Origin of the sequence: Providencia rettgeri (genome assembly GCF_001874625.1) — a bacterium.
Classification (GTDB): Bacteria; Pseudomonadota; Gammaproteobacteria; order Enterobacterales; family Enterobacteriaceae; genus Providencia; species Providencia huashanensis.
In genome coordinates, this window is sequence record NZ_CP017671.1 from 3024427 (window position 1) to 3038897 (window position 14471).

A 14471-nucleotide genomic window follows, 5' to 3' on the forward strand; every position below is an offset into this window, starting at 1 on the left:
TGATGGATGTACCAAGATGATGAAATAAAAAAGCCCTTATATCTTAACTCCAATATAAGGGCTTTAGGTGACAATTAACGAACGATTTCTAGTTGGCCATCAGAATAACCTGTCGCACGCCATTCAGGTACATACATTGATTCAACCTGTGGCACAGGGATGCTATACACACCCGGTGTCACTGCGCGCGCTAAATACACCAATGTTGTCGGCCGATATTTCTGAACTTCAACGGCAGCAACAAAGCGATCATCACGGTATTCCATATGGCGGATTTGTGATTGTTGCATATCATCAATTAATTCTTGAAGATTTGGTGCTGATTCACTTAAGTTAGCGCTGCTGTTTGCTAAGTTTTGGTTTTCCAATTCTAAGCCTGCTGGCAGTAAGTCAACCACCAACGCATCAGGCACACTTTGTGACGCTTGAACTTCAAGTTTAACCACCACCATTTCACCACTTCTGAGTCTATCTAATGAAATACGGTTACCTTTCATGTCGTAGTAACTGCGAGAGATACCTAACACATTTGAGCTTGGTTTTGGTGACTGCTGCGGATAACCCACTACATTTAAACGCGTATATAGGGTGTTAGTGCCACTATTTTCAATGCTATAACCAGTCTGTAGCTGATCTTTGCTCAAGAACTCACTTACGGGTTTATCTGAAACCATTGGTGGTTCCTGACCATTGACCGTCGCTTTCCACGGAGATTCGCTTTCATTTAAGTAGAAACGCCCTGCTAAATACAATGCATTGCTTTCTTGAGTTGAGAAGTAACGCTGAGATATCAGATTATTAGATAAAACCTGCAATTTTTGATCGCGTGATTTTGGCATTAAATTATATTCATTTAATAACGCAACAATCATCGCATCATCGCGGATCACCGAACCATAATCACCAACATAACTATAACGGCTACGCTGTTTTTTCAACCCATCAATAACAGCGCTTTCGCCTCGTGCTTTATCGCCCATTAGATTCAAAGCAACACCAAGCTGAACTAACGGTAAACCACTTGCAGCATGGCTACTTTGGTTATAAAGCTGACGTAATGCGCCTAAAGGTGCTTTTTGTTGCGATGCCAACACTAAACCTGCGTAGGCCTGGGTCGCAAAACGAGCTCCCGCTTGATTCTCTGTATATGGGTAATTGATTTGATTACCATCTTGCAAATAACTTAACAAACGCGTATTAGCATTACTTAATGCTTCTTGAGGTACGGTAAACCCGCGCTGATTGGCTTTATTTAAGAAATCTGCAGCATAGGCCGTCAACCAATACTCTTCACGCCCATTTCTATCCCACAGTGAGAAACCGCCGTCATTACGTTGCATACTCAATAAGTGTGGAATACCAATTTCAATCGCTTTATGGCGGTCGGCATCGGTTTGTGTTTTGATCCCTAACTTATTCAATTCAGCTTGAGTTGAGAACAACGATGGATATAACCCACTAATCGTTTGTTCCAAACAGCCGTATGGATAAGCAAATAATTCCCTGATATAGCGGGAAATATCTAATGGAGGACGGCTGGTTAACAAGACTTGCCCTTCAATCGTATCCGGCTGTAGGCCTGCGATTTGGTTAGTCGGTAACGACCATACATTTCCCGGTTCAATCGATGTCGCGAAGGAAATAGTTTCAGCTGGCTGTGCTGGACGTACCCCCACTTTCCAACTATTGCTATATTCTTTATTGGCTTCACCATCAATCGTCATGCCATTGATGGTCATAGAAACCTCACCCTCACCAAAACCATAGTCAGCTTTTACTGGTAACGTTAGTGTTGTACGTTTCCCTTTAGGAAGTTGCAATTCACGGCTACTAGCACCATCAAGTTTCACCATTCCTGATGCCTTGAAATTGACCGTCACGTTTTGCGTGTTGTCAGTCATATTCGTCAAATCAAGGGCAAAGTAAGACTTATCGCCTCCGGCCATAAAGCGTGGCATCGACATCTGTGTCACTAAAGGCGCTGCAACCGTGACTTTACTATCTGCGTGCCCGAAATCCTTTTCATTCCACGCTTGCGCCATCACACGTAATTCACCGTTAAAATCAGGGATAGCCAAACTCACTTCCCCTTCTCCGTTTTTATCTAGGGTCACAGGTGTTGCTTGCTCAGCAATGATTTGTACTTCGGTTAGTGGCTTCATCCCACCGCGCTCTATCGCAGCGTCTTCGCTATCCCCACCAAAACGTAGGTTGGCAATTTTACCTTGCCCTTCAATCAAGTGGCCATAAACATCGTATTGGTCCACGCTATAACGTTTACGACCAAAAAAAGCATCGTATGGGTCTGGCGTTTTAAAATCAGTGATATTTAATACACCCGTATCAACCGCAGATAGCAACACATTCACTTTTTCAGGTAATGGCTTGCCGTCTTGTGCTGTCGCTTTGATTTTTACCGTTAAATCTTGATTTGGGCGCATTTTATTTGGTGCACTTAGTGCCAATGCAATCTTACGGTTTTCATCTGCAATAGGGAGATGAAGCACGCCTACCGCACGTTTCACGGTTGCTTCTTTAGAATCATCCCCAGGGCGCACGACAACCGCGGAGACATATAAATCATGGCGAGCCCACTCTTTATTGACTGGAATTTCAATATCTAAACCTTTTTCAGGCACGTCAATTTCTTGCCACCATAATGGGCCGTTGCTCGACTCCAACAATACATAGCCTTTCCCGGCTTTTGGTGATTCGATGCGCACTTTCGCCTTTTCACCCGGTAAATAAGCTGGTTTATTCAGGCTTAGCTTCACTTGGTCAGGTCGAACGGAACCACTGCCGCCAGTGTTATCTTGCCATGAGTAACCGGCCCAAAACTGAAGGCTAGTGACCAATTTATTTTCTGGGTTAACGACTTCTAAACGGAAAGCACCCCAATCCACTGGAAATGATACTTTTGCAGTACCATCTTTAGCTATCGTGATGTTTTCATTCGCCATCACTAAATCTTTTTGATCATAATTTGATGACCAGCCACCACTTTCAGACCAACTCCAATAATAATCACGGCGCTCATACACTAAACGAGCTGTTAAGTTTTCTGCAGCCAATTTATTACCCGCCGCATCTGCCATGACTAATTCGAATTCTGCTAATGAGTTTTCATCCACATTATGGCGTTTTACATAGCGGTCAGTGCGGTAATCGTAAATTTCTTTTTTAGCAAATAATGGGCGTATACCCACCAGCTTGTCTGCTGGCCAAATAGCCTGCTCAGCGCGGCGCGTTACTGGGCGGCCACCCGCTTCTAATAAGCTGGCTTGTAAAACAGCTGAAATCGGTGAACGAATTGAACTCCAATTACTGTTTGGAATTGAGATGACCGTTTCCCCATTGCTATCGAGTGTCAGGTCAAACTCATCCAGTTTACGCGGTAAACCTTCCTCATTGACGGCACCAAATTCAAAACCGGGGAGTTTAGCTACAGCTTCGCGATCCGCTTTTAATACAATTTGCCCTTGCAGTTGGTTATCTGCTGCTGGCGCACCGTATAAATAACGCCCTTGAATATCAAAATCTACTGACTGATCCGTTAAACGAGGAACATCACTACCTTCGATTTCTAATGCCATCCGTTCAGGCATAAAATCTTCAACATTGAATTTATAATAGCGTTGCGGTGAACCATCTCCTAAATCAAAGCGTAATGACCAACCACCTGTTTCTGCATTTTTAGGGATTTCAAATTGGTACTGATATAAGCCATTTTGCTTTTCATCCGGTTGCCAAACAAAGCTTCTTACAACTTGCCCATCCGTTTTTAATACGTCCACCTTGACGGGTTGGCTTTTAACGGGATTACCATCCCCATCACGTAATAACCCATTGACTAATAATAGTTCGCCTGGGCGGTATAAATCACGAGGTCCAAAGGTGAAAAATTGCTTTGCGTAGCCCTCTGGCCCTGAAATGTCGAATTCCGATAAATCAAGCGCAGGTTGTGTTAAATCAATCATGCTGGTTTGCCCATCATGGGTTGCCAGTAATAATTTTCCACCCGCCAATTTGTCTAATTGCGCATGACCATCTCCATCCGTTGTCCCTTTTGTGACTAACTGGCCTTTGTCATCCAAAATACGTAACTCTACGCCTTTAATTGCAGAGCCTTTCGCTAATGATTGAGTGAAGATATCGACACGGTCTTGGTAGCTGTGTAATGACACTCCAATATCACTTAATGTGAATACCGTAGCTGGGAATTGGTAACTGTAGCTCCCCGCTTTTTGCATGATGGCTAAATAAACGCCATCTTGCTGTAGTTCTTTGATGTCTTTTAACGGCAATAAAATCGTTTGTCGTGTATTTTTATCCGGGTTTAAATCAAACCGACCGGTGTAAGCCAGTTCAACTTTGTCAAGAAACTCTTCTGAATACCAATATTCATAATTACTGCGGTATTGCCACTTCGCCAAAAATTGCGGTAGTTGTTTTTCGTCTACACGGAAAAAATTCACATCAACTTTATCAACATTCAATGCAATAACTGGCAAGCCTTGAGCAACCTTACTTGGCAATAAAGAACCTTTGCTCGCAAAGCCAACGGTTGGAATGATCTGGGCAGTTGTCAGCTTTTTATTAAAACTCTCAGAGAGTGTGCGTTCGTTAACCGCTTTAATACCTGGGTTAATCGATAAATTTAATTCTTTTGAAGGTGGAAGATGGCGAAAACGTAATTCCATCTGGTTATCAGATAGTTCCCAAGCACCATCCAGCTTACCTGTTTTCACATCAATTAAGTTTAAATACTGACCAAAGTCTTGGTCTGCTTGTAATGGTACAGAAAAAGTCACCACCATGGCGCTAGCACCATCAAGCTGTAATTCAGATGCATCCAACACTGTTAAGTCTTTCCCTGCGTATTTTTTTACCATTTCTTCAGTAGAAAGCTTTGGTGCTGACTTTTTTTGTTCTGCAACAGGTGCTGTTTTGGTTTGGTTTTCTGGTGCCGTAGATGACACATTTTGCTCATTTTTAGTGGTGTCTTCTGTATTATCGCACCCCACTAACGCAATGACTGATGCTAATGCTATTGCAAGATAACGTTTTTTCGTTTTTAGACCCGCCAATGAAGCCCAACCTGATTGTTGTTTCATTACCGCCCGCCCTTTAATAAGTTAATTTTTTCTATTTTTTTATGGTTTTAACAGGAAGTTAAAACCCACTAGATACTAGGAAATGACTAAATTTATGTATTAGTGATGTTTTCCAATAATTATTTCTTTCATCAATATAATTTAACAGAGTGTTATAAAAACACCTATCAGACAAAACGGAAAAAACCATTAGGAAAAAATACCGTAAGAATGTGGAATGTTTATCAATAGAAAGCAGAAAAAAGTTTATTCAAGACTATTTTTTATTTATGAGTGAGAAAAAACTACTTTCCCACTCAGATATTATTTATCAGGTATTTTTGACAGGGATAGTATCTCGTAGAAAACTGCCTAAACGGCGTTGATAAAATGGCTGGACATGCTGCGTAATAAAATGACTAACCCCTTTTTCATGTTCATTAACGATACAAAAATCAATCGATTCATTATCTGCTAAGAAATCACACGCTAATGTCCCAGCATCATGAATAATTGCATCAATATTTTCAGCACCCGCGGTAAATTCCAATGCAACCAACAAAATTGGGTTTTCTTCGCTAGCTTCATCCTCAACTGCCGATACTATAAACCCACGTCTTACGACTTTGTGTTGTTTAAAAAACTCAGATAGTGCATCGACAATTGCTTGTGGCTGTTCTTCTAAAGCACTTAGCTTAAGTGATGAGCCTTTTGGTACGGTTAACTCAGTATATTGGATCTCAGTTTCTTGGATAGAACTGTTATTATTCGATTGCTGCGACATTGCCATCCCCTGCTATTAAAAATAATTGCTGATTATACTCGCACTTTCATTGAGGTAAAAATCGCTTAGGTAAAAAATAGGCACGAAAAGTATTCTTCTCGTGCCCATTGTCAACCCGTGGGGGTTATTTTGATTTACTGATTAACAAGTTTGCCAGTGTTCTCACACCAATACCTGTTGCGCCTTCTGCCCATAAACTAACAGGAGACTTACGGTAAGTTGCCGAGCAATCAATATGTACCCAGTTTTGGCGATAGTTTTCAACAAAATGGGATAAAAATGCCGCCGCTGTACTTGCCCCAGCAGTATGAGATGGCGCAGCAATATTGTTGAGATCAGCAAAACCTGACGGTAGCTGCTGACGATGAAATTCAGCTAATGGTAAACGCCAAAATAATTCAAATTCCTCATTTGAAGCACTCATTAAATCAGCGACTAACTTGTCATCGAAACTTAAAACTGAATGGTAATCCCCACCTACTGCCATTTTCGCTGCACCAGTTAAGGTTGCTGCATCAATAATCAGTGTCGGGTTTTCTTTGCTCGCATCAATTAAGCCATCAGCTAACACTAAACGCCCTTCAGCATCTGTATTCATGATTTCTACGGATTTGCCATTACGGTAACGGATAATATCGCCTAACTTAAATGCGTTGCCACTCACCATGTTATCTGCAATACACAGGAACATTTTCACACGTTTTTGCAAACCGCGTGAAATCGCTAGAGCCAATGAACCTGCTAAAGTGGCAGCCCCGCCCATGTCCGCTTTCATTGAGTTCATCGAAGCAGATGGCTTGATACTATAGCCCCCCGAATCGAAGGTAATACCCTTACCAACTAGAGCTGCAAAAACTGGCGCGTTAGGGTTTGCACCTGGGTTGTAATCTAAAGCTAAGAATACTGGTGGGCGACTTGAGCCACGACCAACAGTATGAATACCCGTATAACCTTGAGCTAATAAGTCATCACCTTTGATAATGCGATAGCTAATATCTTGAGCGCCCACGGTGCAAAGTAGGTCAATAGCGCGTTTTGCTAATTGCTCTGGCCCTAATTCTTCAGCCGGAGCATTAATGACGTCACGTACCCAATCAACAGTACGAATACGGTTTTCTAATTCTTTACGGTCTTCTTCTGGTAACACAGGCCATTCAATAGTTCTAGCCCCTTTCGGTGCACGAAAACCTTGCCAAAATGCCCAACTTTTTTCTAAGTCCCAGCCCTCACCGGTTAAGGCAACATTGCGAATACCTTGCCCATCTAATTTACGGCCAGCACTTTGCACAGCACATAATTTCCCAGCGTGTTTCAGGTGGATTGTCATGCCGTTATCGCTAGAGCTTAACAATGCGCCTTCACCCCAACATGGTGCTGCTGGCTCACAAGAAATCATTACTGGCATAATTTGTTTTGTCATCGTTTTTCTCACTTTGTCTATTTTTGCGGACAGCAAAAGCCCAATAGATTGCCCGCACTTGCTGTTACCTTAACTGATAAATAATACTAGGGATATCATTATAGTGCTGATGCAAAATAAAAAAACCGAGCACTATTCTTAATAGCCACTCGGTTTTTAGATGAAAAAACCACTTATTCGAATTCATCCAGCCAAACTAACAAGATCGCTTCTAAAATTTTCTCATTCGATTTTTGCGGGTCATCATCAAACTCTTCTAAGTCGCAAATCCACTGGTGCATATCCGTAAAGCGCACGGTTTTCGGATCAACGTCAGGAAATGCATCATATAATGCTTCACCGATTTCACGGCTATTTGACCATTTTAAGCTCATACTCCCTCACTAATTTGATTATCAAGCTTTCATCTACACTTCAGTGTGCAAAATAATTCGCTCGCTCTGCTACCTGTGATTGAAAGCATCAATACCGCGACAGCATGAAATATTAACAAATAGTTCAATGCTCTAAATAGTTCGCGTTGTCGCTAGGCGGCAATTGAAAGTATCTCGGGGAGCATACACAAGTATGTGACCCGAATACTTGAAAGAAGCCAATACCGTGACAGCGCGAAATATGACGAGCATTAGTGTTCACGGGCGTGGTTGATCGTATATTTTGGGATCTCGACCACTAAATCTTCATCAGTCACCAGCGCCTGACAACTCAGTCGGCTCTCAGGTTCTAAGCCCCATGCTTTATCTAGCATATCGTCTTCTAACTCACTGCTTTCTTCCAATGAATCAAAACCTTCACGAACAATACAATGGCAAGTCGTACAAGCACAGGATTTCTCACAGGCATGTTCGAGTTCGATACCACTGCGTAATGCAACATTTAAAATAGACTCGCCTTCTTGTGCTTCAACAACCGCACCGTCTGGGCATAAATCACTATGAGGTAAAAAAACTATTTTAGGCATAATTATATCTCATCCACAGAATGGCCTGACAGCGCTTGGCGTATAGAGCTATCCATACGACGCGCAGCAAAATCCTGCGATTGCTTATCCAGTTGTTTAATGGCATTTTCAATTACGGCCGGGTCAGTCCCCTCGACCGCTTTAATTAACTCATTGACTGCATTATCAATTTCCGACTCTTCTGTTGGCGTCAGTAAATTGGCATCTTGCGCTAATGCACTCGTTAAACTTTCAAGCACTCTTGCCGCTTCAACTTTTTGCTCCGCTAAGCGGCGCGCATTAAGATCATCTTGCGCGTTTGACATTGAATCTTTAATCATGCTTGAAATTTCATTATCCGTTAACCCATAAGATGGCTTAACTTGAATAGAAGCTTCTACACCCGTGGATTTTTCCATCGCACTGACACTTAATAACCCATCCGCGTCAACTTGGAAAGTTACCCGAATATGTGCGCCCCCCGCAGCCATTGCCGGGATATCACGCAAGGTAAAACGCGCTAATGAACGGCAATCGGCAACCATTTCACGCTCACCTTGTACTACGTGCACGCTCATTGCCGTTTGGCCATCTTTAAATGTAGTAAATTCTTGGGCACGAGCGACTGGGATAGTGGTATTGCGCGGAATCACTTTTTCTACAAGCCCCCCCATGGTTTCTAAACCAAGGGACAGGGGAATAACATCTAGCAATAACATATCACTGTCAGGCTTATTCCCAACTAGAATATCGGCTTGGATAGCTGCGCCAATGGCCACAACCTTGTCAGGGTCGATTGAGGTCAGTGGTTCTTTTCCAAAAAAATCACCCACTTTCTGGCGAACTAATGGCACACGCGTTGAGCCCCCGACCATCACCACATTCAACACTTCTTCTGCCTCAACTCCCGCATCTTTCAATGCTCGACGGCAGGCTAACAATGTCCGTTTAACATGATTTTCAATCAATGCATTAAATTGCTCACGGTGAATTTCACCATGCCAATTAGCAACATCAATGGTCGCAGTATTTGCATCACTCAACGCAATTTTTGTTTTGGTCGCAATATTCAATAATTGACGATTTAAATGATGATCACCTTGCAGTGAAACGCCAGCTTGATTGGCAATCCACTCGGCAAGAAGTTGGTCAAAATCATCACCGCCGAGCGCTGTATCACCGCCAGTCGCTAATACTTCAAACACACCACGACTTAAGCGCAAGATAGACACATCAAATGTACCACCGCCGAGGTCATAAACCGCTATTACCCCTTCTTGCCCAGAGTCTAACCCATAAGCAATCGCCGCAGCCGTCGGCTCATTGAGTAAACGTAGCACATGTAAACCAGCAAGACGTGCGGCATCTTTGGTACCTTGACGCTGTGCATCATCGAAATAGGCAGGAACGGTGATCACGACGCCATCCATTTCACCACCGAGAGTTTCTTGTGCGCGTTTAGCGAGTGTTTTTAAAATATCAGCAGAAACTTGGATTGGGTCAACTTGGCCCGCAGCAGTTTGAATGAATGGTAAACCATTTTCACTGGCACTCAATTGATAAGGTAAATCAGGATAGCGTTTTTGAATATCTGCTAATGACCGCCCCATCATACGTTTTACTGAAATAACCGTATTCACCGGGTCCTGCTCAGCTAGTTGTTTAGCTTCCCAACCAACTTGTTTGCTATTTGCTTGATAATTCACAATAGAAGGCAATAAAAAACGCCCTTGGTTGTCAGGTAATGCGGCGGCTTCACCACTTCGTACCGTTGCAATTAAAGAGTGAGTGGTTCCTAGGTCAATCCCCGCTGCTAATTTACGTTGGTGTGGAGCAGCAGTCATTCCCGGTTCACTGATTTGTAATAAAGCCATAGTCGTTTTCTCTTAAAATTCGCCTAGTAACCGTTCTTCGAGTTGCTCAGCCTGTTGCTGTAGCTTATCGAGAAAACGCAATTTACGTACGGTATCAGCGGCTTTTTCCCACTGCATGGCATCCAGTTCGGTTACCATCAACACACTTCTTGTTTGTTGCATTTGCTTGACGTTTTTCATAAACGTGCTCAGTAGTTCAAGTGCATCAGCATTATTTTCGATATTGTCTAATTCTTCACGTAATTCAAGCTGCTCCATCAAAAATGCAGTGTCATGCATGGTATGTTGTTCATTATTAATATCGAAACCATGCAATGAAAGCATATATTCCGCGCGCTTAAGCGGGTGATGAAGGGCTTGATAAGCCGCATTAATCGTTGCAGCCTTTTGAAGTGCTTGCATCTTTTCCTGTTCGGAACAAGTTGCAAAACGGTCAGGATGGTATTGACGCTGTAAATCTTGAAAGCGCTGCGTTAGCTGTTCGCTATCAATAGCGTAAACGGGAGTTAACCCGAAAAGAGTAAAATAATCCATAAGTGCTCAGTTTCTCGAACCGGTAACCAATGCCGCCAGTATTAGCAACATCGGTCGAAAATCATGCTTATATGAAGGAATTATACGTGAAAACTTTCACCGCATCCGCATTCACTGTTGACGTTAGGGTTATTAAATTTAAACCCTTCGTTTAAGCCTTCTTTTACAAAATCCAGCTCGGTACCATCAAGATAAACAATGCTTTTACCATCGACGATAACTTTAACACCTTTGTCTTCAAAAACCGTGTCTTCTTCATTGATTATATCAGCAAACTCAAGGACATAAGCCATTCCTGAACAACCAGAAGTTCTTACACCTAAACGCAAGCCTTCACCTTTCCCTCGGTTTTGTAGGAAAGATTGAATTCGCTGCGCCGCACTTTCTGTAAGAGAAATAGACATTGCAAACCTCACTTTAGAAACAAATAAGGCAGATGCTACCGATTAGTCGCATCCGCCTTCAAATTATTTTATATCCGTCATCATTGAGCTGATGAGTGTTAACTTCCCTCAGCGATATTCACCCCAAATGATTACGGATAATCTGTCAGATATAGGACGATAACTTTTGTTATTTATTAATATTGGTTGCCCTATACACTAACATTTATACCTATTTGCTTTGGCGTTTGCTTTTGTAATCAGCAATAGCAGCTTTAATGGCATCTTCAGCTAGAATTGAGCAGTGAATTTTCACTGGCGGTAATTCTAACTCTTCTGCGATTGCTGTATTTTTGATTGACTCAGCTTCATCCAAGCTTTTGCCTTTCATCCACTCTGTAACCAATGAACTTGAAGCAATAGCTGAACCGCAACCATACGTTTTAAAGCGTGCATCTTCAATAATGCCGTCATCATTTACTTTAATCTGTAATTTCATGACATCACCACATGCAGGTGCACCTACCATACCACTGCCTACGCTTGGGTCGCTGTTGTCAAACGAACCAACGTTGCGTGGATTTTCATAATGATCGATAACTTTTTCACTGTAAGCCATTTTTTATACTCCTGAAACCGTCTGATTAATGGTGAGACCATTCGATGCTGTTAAGATCTACGCCGTCTTTAAACATTTCCCATAAAGGAGACAGCTCGCGTAAGTGGCCAATTGCGCCATGAATCATTTTGATTGCATAGTCAATTTCTTCTTCTGTCGTGAAACGACCTAAAGAGAAACGGATTGAGCTGTGTGCTAGCTCATCATTCATCCCTAAAGCACGTAGTACATAAGAAGGTTCTAGGCTTGCAGATGTACATGCAGAACCTGAAGAAACAGCCAAATCTTTCAAGGACATCATCAGTGATTCACCTTCAACATAGTTGAAGCTGACGTTCAGAATGTGCGGCGCACCGTGTTCTAAATCACCGTTGAGGTAAACTTCTTCGATATCTTTAATGCCATTCCATAAACGTAAGCGTAACCCGCGTAAACGCTCGGACTCAGATGCCATCTCTTCTTTTGCAATACGATACGCTTCACCCATACCGACAATTTGGTGAACCGCTAATGTACCAGAACGCATACCACGCTCATGACCGCCACCGTGTTGTTGTGCCTCAAGACGCACACGCGGTTTACGACGAACGTATAGTGCACCGATGCCCATTGGGCCATACAGTTTGTGAGCAGAGAATGACATTAAATCGACTTTTAATGCGTTCAAGTCGATAGGTAATTTACCTACACTTTGAGTCGCATCAACGTGGAAGATAATCCCTTTGCTACGGCATAATTCACCGATTGCTTCGATATCCTGAATAACACCAATTTCATTATTAACATGCATAATTGAAATTAAAATTGTGTCTTCACGGATAGCATCTTTGAGATCTTGCATGGCAATTAAACCGTTGCTTTGTGGTGACAAATAAGTCACTTCAAAACCTTCGCGTTCTAATTGACGGCAAGTGTCTAAAACGGCTTTGTGTTCCGTTTTACACGTAATAATGTGATTACCTTTCTTTTTATAGAAATTGGCAGCGCCTTTAATCGCTAAGTTATCAGACTCTGTTGCACCTGATGTAAAGACGATTTCACGTGGGTCAGCACCCACTAATTCAGCTATTTGGTTACGAGCAATATCAACCGCTTCCTCGGCTTGCCAGCCAAAACGGTGAGAACGGGATGCTGGATTACCGAAGTTCCCATCCATTGTTAAACATTGCATCATTTTTTCAGCAACACGTGGATCGACGGGTGTTGTTGCTGAATAGTCAAGATAAATTGGTAATTTCATTGCTCACATACTCCAAAGGTCAATATAGCTTGCCTTTAATTTTTAAAGGTACAAATAGCGGGTGCTAGCTCTTCGTCTAAAACCTCACCAAAATGTACCGACTGCAATTTTTAATATATTTTTTAAGCGCGTACATTGATAATAGATTCAGGTGTTATTCCATTTGGCATGGTTTTACGCTGTTCATTATCTTGTCTATCAGCAACAACCATGACTTCTTGGTTTTTAACCAATTCGTCAAGACTAATGCTGCTAAGGAAACTTGTGATTCTATCGCTTAAGTCACGCCACAATGCGTGGGTTAAGCAGCGGTCACCATTTTGGCAACCTTCTTTATTACCTTGACAACGAGTCGCGTCAACAGATTCATCAACCGCAGCAATGACTTCAGCAACAAAAATTTGGTCTGCGTCTCTGCCAAGCAAATAACCACCACCCGGACCGCGGACGCTGGAAACTAGCTCGTTTTTGCGTAAACGAGAGAAAAGTTGCTCAAGATAAGAGAGGGAAATTCCCTGACGTTCAGAGATATCAGCTAAAGGTACTGGACCTGACTGAGAATGTAACGCGACATCTAACATCGCTGTTACCGCGTAACGCCCTTTGGAAGTGAGTCTCATAACATATTACTCCGTGGTAAATTATAGCAAGATTGTGACATTCCTGACTAATTTAGTCAACTATTTACCTGACTATTTTACTCAAGTATTATTCACCTACTTTTACCACGAGTTTAGCCTCACTTTTTCGCCCATTTTTCCATCGACGTTAGGATACCCCTTAAGATATGTAACTCTTGAGTTTCAATGTGCGCACGGGTGAACAAGCGACGTAATTTATTCATAATTAAGCCTGGATGTGCCTTACGAATAAAACCTGACTCATGTAGAACACTCTCAAGATGGACATAAAAACGCTCAACATCTTCTGATGGCGGGTATTCTACCTCATCATCCGGCGATATTACCGCATTTTTTTCATCCATAGCCAGATAAGCCATACGAATTTCATAACTCACCAACTGAACAGCCATCGCTAAATTTAATGACCCATATTCAGGATTGGTGGGAATATATAAGTGATATTGGCATTTTTGTAACTCTTCGTTAGTCAAGCCAACACGTTCACGACCAAAAACAATCGCCACTGGCGACTCTTTTGATTGGTTTACTGATTTTACACCACACTCACGAGGCTCAACCATGGGCCACGACAATGTACGAGAGCGAGCACTAGTACCAATGACTAATTTACACCCTTCTAAGGCTTCATCGAGCGTTTTGACGATCGTGGCATTACCGATAACATCACTTGCCCCTGCGGAAAGTGCGATTGAGTGTGAATCAGGCTCAACAAGAGGATTAACAAGATAAAGATTTGAAAGCCCCATGGTTTTCATTGCACGGGCAGTCGAGCCCATATTACCAGTGTGTGAGGTCTCAACAAGAACAATACGGATATTATCTAACATGGTTTATACGTTTAATGAAAAAATTATCGGCACAGTTTAACACAAAATTGCTTATTGTGACGAACATCTATATAATTCGGCTCTCTTGTTTTTCGTTCTTTAACATTCCAGTG

Annotated in this window: 12 protein-coding genes; all 12 read right to left on the reverse strand. The window is 42.3% G+C overall.

The window, feature by feature from the left end:
* Nucleotides 1-74 precede the first annotated feature (74 nt).
* The 12 genes from RB151_RS13905 to trmJ all read right to left on the reverse strand — a co-directional run bounded on the left by RB151_RS13905 (nt 75) and on the right by trmJ (nt 14358).
* Nucleotides 75-5114, reverse strand: coding sequence for an alpha-2-macroglobulin family protein (locus tag RB151_RS13905; protein ID WP_071548207.1), 5040 nt, complete (start codon nt 5112-5114; stop codon nt 75-77).
* A gap of 310 nt (nt 5115-5424) precedes the next feature.
* Nucleotides 5425-5877 carry an enhanced serine sensitivity protein SseB C-terminal domain-containing protein gene (locus RB151_RS13910; protein WP_042844633.1) on the reverse strand — a complete coding sequence of 151 codons (453 nt, stop codon included), beginning with the start codon at nt 5875-5877 and terminating at the stop codon, nt 5425-5427.
* Between the two features lie 124 nt (nt 5878-6001).
* Nucleotides 6002-7297 (reverse strand): aminopeptidase PepB, encoded by a 1296-nt coding sequence (pepB, locus tag RB151_RS13915; protein WP_042844635.1) that lies wholly within the window; start codon nt 7295-7297, stop codon nt 6002-6004.
* Nucleotides 7298-7470: 173 nt separating this feature from the next.
* Nucleotides 7471-7671, reverse strand: coding sequence for a Fe-S cluster assembly protein IscX (iscX, locus tag RB151_RS13920; protein WP_004912658.1), 201 nt, complete (start codon nt 7669-7671; stop codon nt 7471-7473).
* 251 nt (nt 7672-7922) lie between these two features.
* Nucleotides 7923-8258: an ISC system 2Fe-2S type ferredoxin gene (gene fdx, locus RB151_RS13925; RefSeq protein ID WP_042844637.1), complete on the reverse strand. Its 336-nt coding sequence runs from the start codon at nt 8256-8258 to the stop codon at nt 7923-7925.
* A 2-nt stretch (nt 8259-8260) separates the two neighbouring features.
* Entirely contained in the window at nt 8261-10111 is a 1851-nt protein-coding gene (hscA, locus tag RB151_RS13930) for a Fe-S protein assembly chaperone HscA (RefSeq protein WP_042844638.1), read from the reverse strand.
* A gap of 12 nt (nt 10112-10123) precedes the next feature.
* Nucleotides 10124-10645 (reverse strand): co-chaperone HscB, encoded by a 522-nt coding sequence (gene hscB, locus RB151_RS13935; RefSeq protein ID WP_071548208.1) that lies wholly within the window; start codon nt 10643-10645, stop codon nt 10124-10126.
* Between the two features lie 80 nt (nt 10646-10725).
* On the reverse strand, nt 10726-11049 hold the full coding sequence (gene iscA, locus RB151_RS13940; protein ID WP_004264913.1) for an iron-sulfur cluster assembly protein IscA: 324 nt from the start codon (nt 11047-11049) through the stop codon (nt 10726-10728).
* A 211-nt stretch (nt 11050-11260) separates the two neighbouring features.
* Nucleotides 11261-11647: a Fe-S cluster assembly scaffold IscU gene (gene iscU / locus RB151_RS13945; protein WP_004264914.1), complete on the reverse strand. Its 387-nt coding sequence runs from the start codon at nt 11645-11647 to the stop codon at nt 11261-11263.
* Nucleotides 11648-11672: 25 nt separating this feature from the next.
* The gene (locus tag RB151_RS13950; protein ID WP_042844645.1) at nt 11673-12887 is read right to left on the reverse strand and encodes an IscS subfamily cysteine desulfurase; all 1215 of its coding nucleotides are present in this window, start codon (nt 12885-12887) and stop codon (nt 11673-11675) included.
* Between the two features lie 122 nt (nt 12888-13009).
* Complete coding sequence (gene iscR, locus RB151_RS13955; protein WP_004264917.1) at nt 13010-13507, reverse strand: Fe-S cluster assembly transcriptional regulator IscR; 498 nt, start codon at nt 13505-13507, stop codon at nt 13010-13012.
* Between the two features lie 119 nt (nt 13508-13626).
* Complete coding sequence (gene trmJ / locus RB151_RS13960; RefSeq protein ID WP_042844647.1) at nt 13627-14358, reverse strand: tRNA (cytosine(32)/uridine(32)-2'-O)-methyltransferase TrmJ; 732 nt, start codon at nt 14356-14358, stop codon at nt 13627-13629.
* Nucleotides 14359-14471 lie beyond the last annotated feature (113 nt).

Excerpts from the sequence above, each read along its gene's own strand:
- hscA (WP_042844638.1), bottom strand. The coding sequence starts at position 10,111 with ATGGCTTTATTACAAATCAGTGAACCGGGAATGACTGCTGCTCCACAC.
- RB151_RS13905 (WP_071548207.1), bottom strand. The coding sequence starts at position 5,114 with ATGAAACAACAATCAGGTTGGGCTTCATTGGCGGGTCTAAAAACGAAA.
- RB151_RS13910 (WP_042844633.1), bottom strand. The coding sequence starts at position 5,877 with ATGTCGCAGCAATCGAATAATAACAGTTCTATCCAAGAAACTGAGATC.
- iscU (WP_004264914.1), bottom strand. The coding sequence starts at position 11,647 with ATGGCTTACAGTGAAAAAGTTATCGATCATTATGAAAATCCACGCAAC.
- iscX (WP_004912658.1), bottom strand. The coding sequence starts at position 7,671 with ATGAGCTTAAAATGGTCAAATAGCCGTGAAATCGGTGAAGCATTATAT.
- iscR (WP_004264917.1), bottom strand. The coding sequence starts at position 13,507 with ATGAGACTCACTTCCAAAGGGCGTTACGCGGTAACAGCGATGTTAGAT.
- RB151_RS13950 (WP_042844645.1), bottom strand. The coding sequence starts at position 12,887 with ATGAAATTACCAATTTATCTTGACTATTCAGCAACAACACCCGTCGAT.
- trmJ (WP_042844647.1), bottom strand. The coding sequence starts at position 14,358 with ATGTTAGATAATATCCGTATTGTTCTTGTTGAGACCTCACACACTGGT.
- hscB (WP_071548208.1), bottom strand. The coding sequence starts at position 10,645 with ATGGATTATTTTACTCTTTTCGGGTTAACTCCCGTTTACGCTATTGAT.
- iscA (WP_004264913.1), bottom strand. The coding sequence starts at position 11,049 with ATGTCTATTTCTCTTACAGAAAGTGCGGCGCAGCGAATTCAATCTTTC.
- pepB (WP_042844635.1), bottom strand. The coding sequence starts at position 7,297 with ATGACAAAACAAATTATGCCAGTAATGATTTCTTGTGAGCCAGCAGCA.
- fdx (WP_042844637.1), bottom strand. The coding sequence starts at position 8,258 with ATGCCTAAAATAGTTTTTTTACCTCATAGTGATTTATGCCCAGACGGT.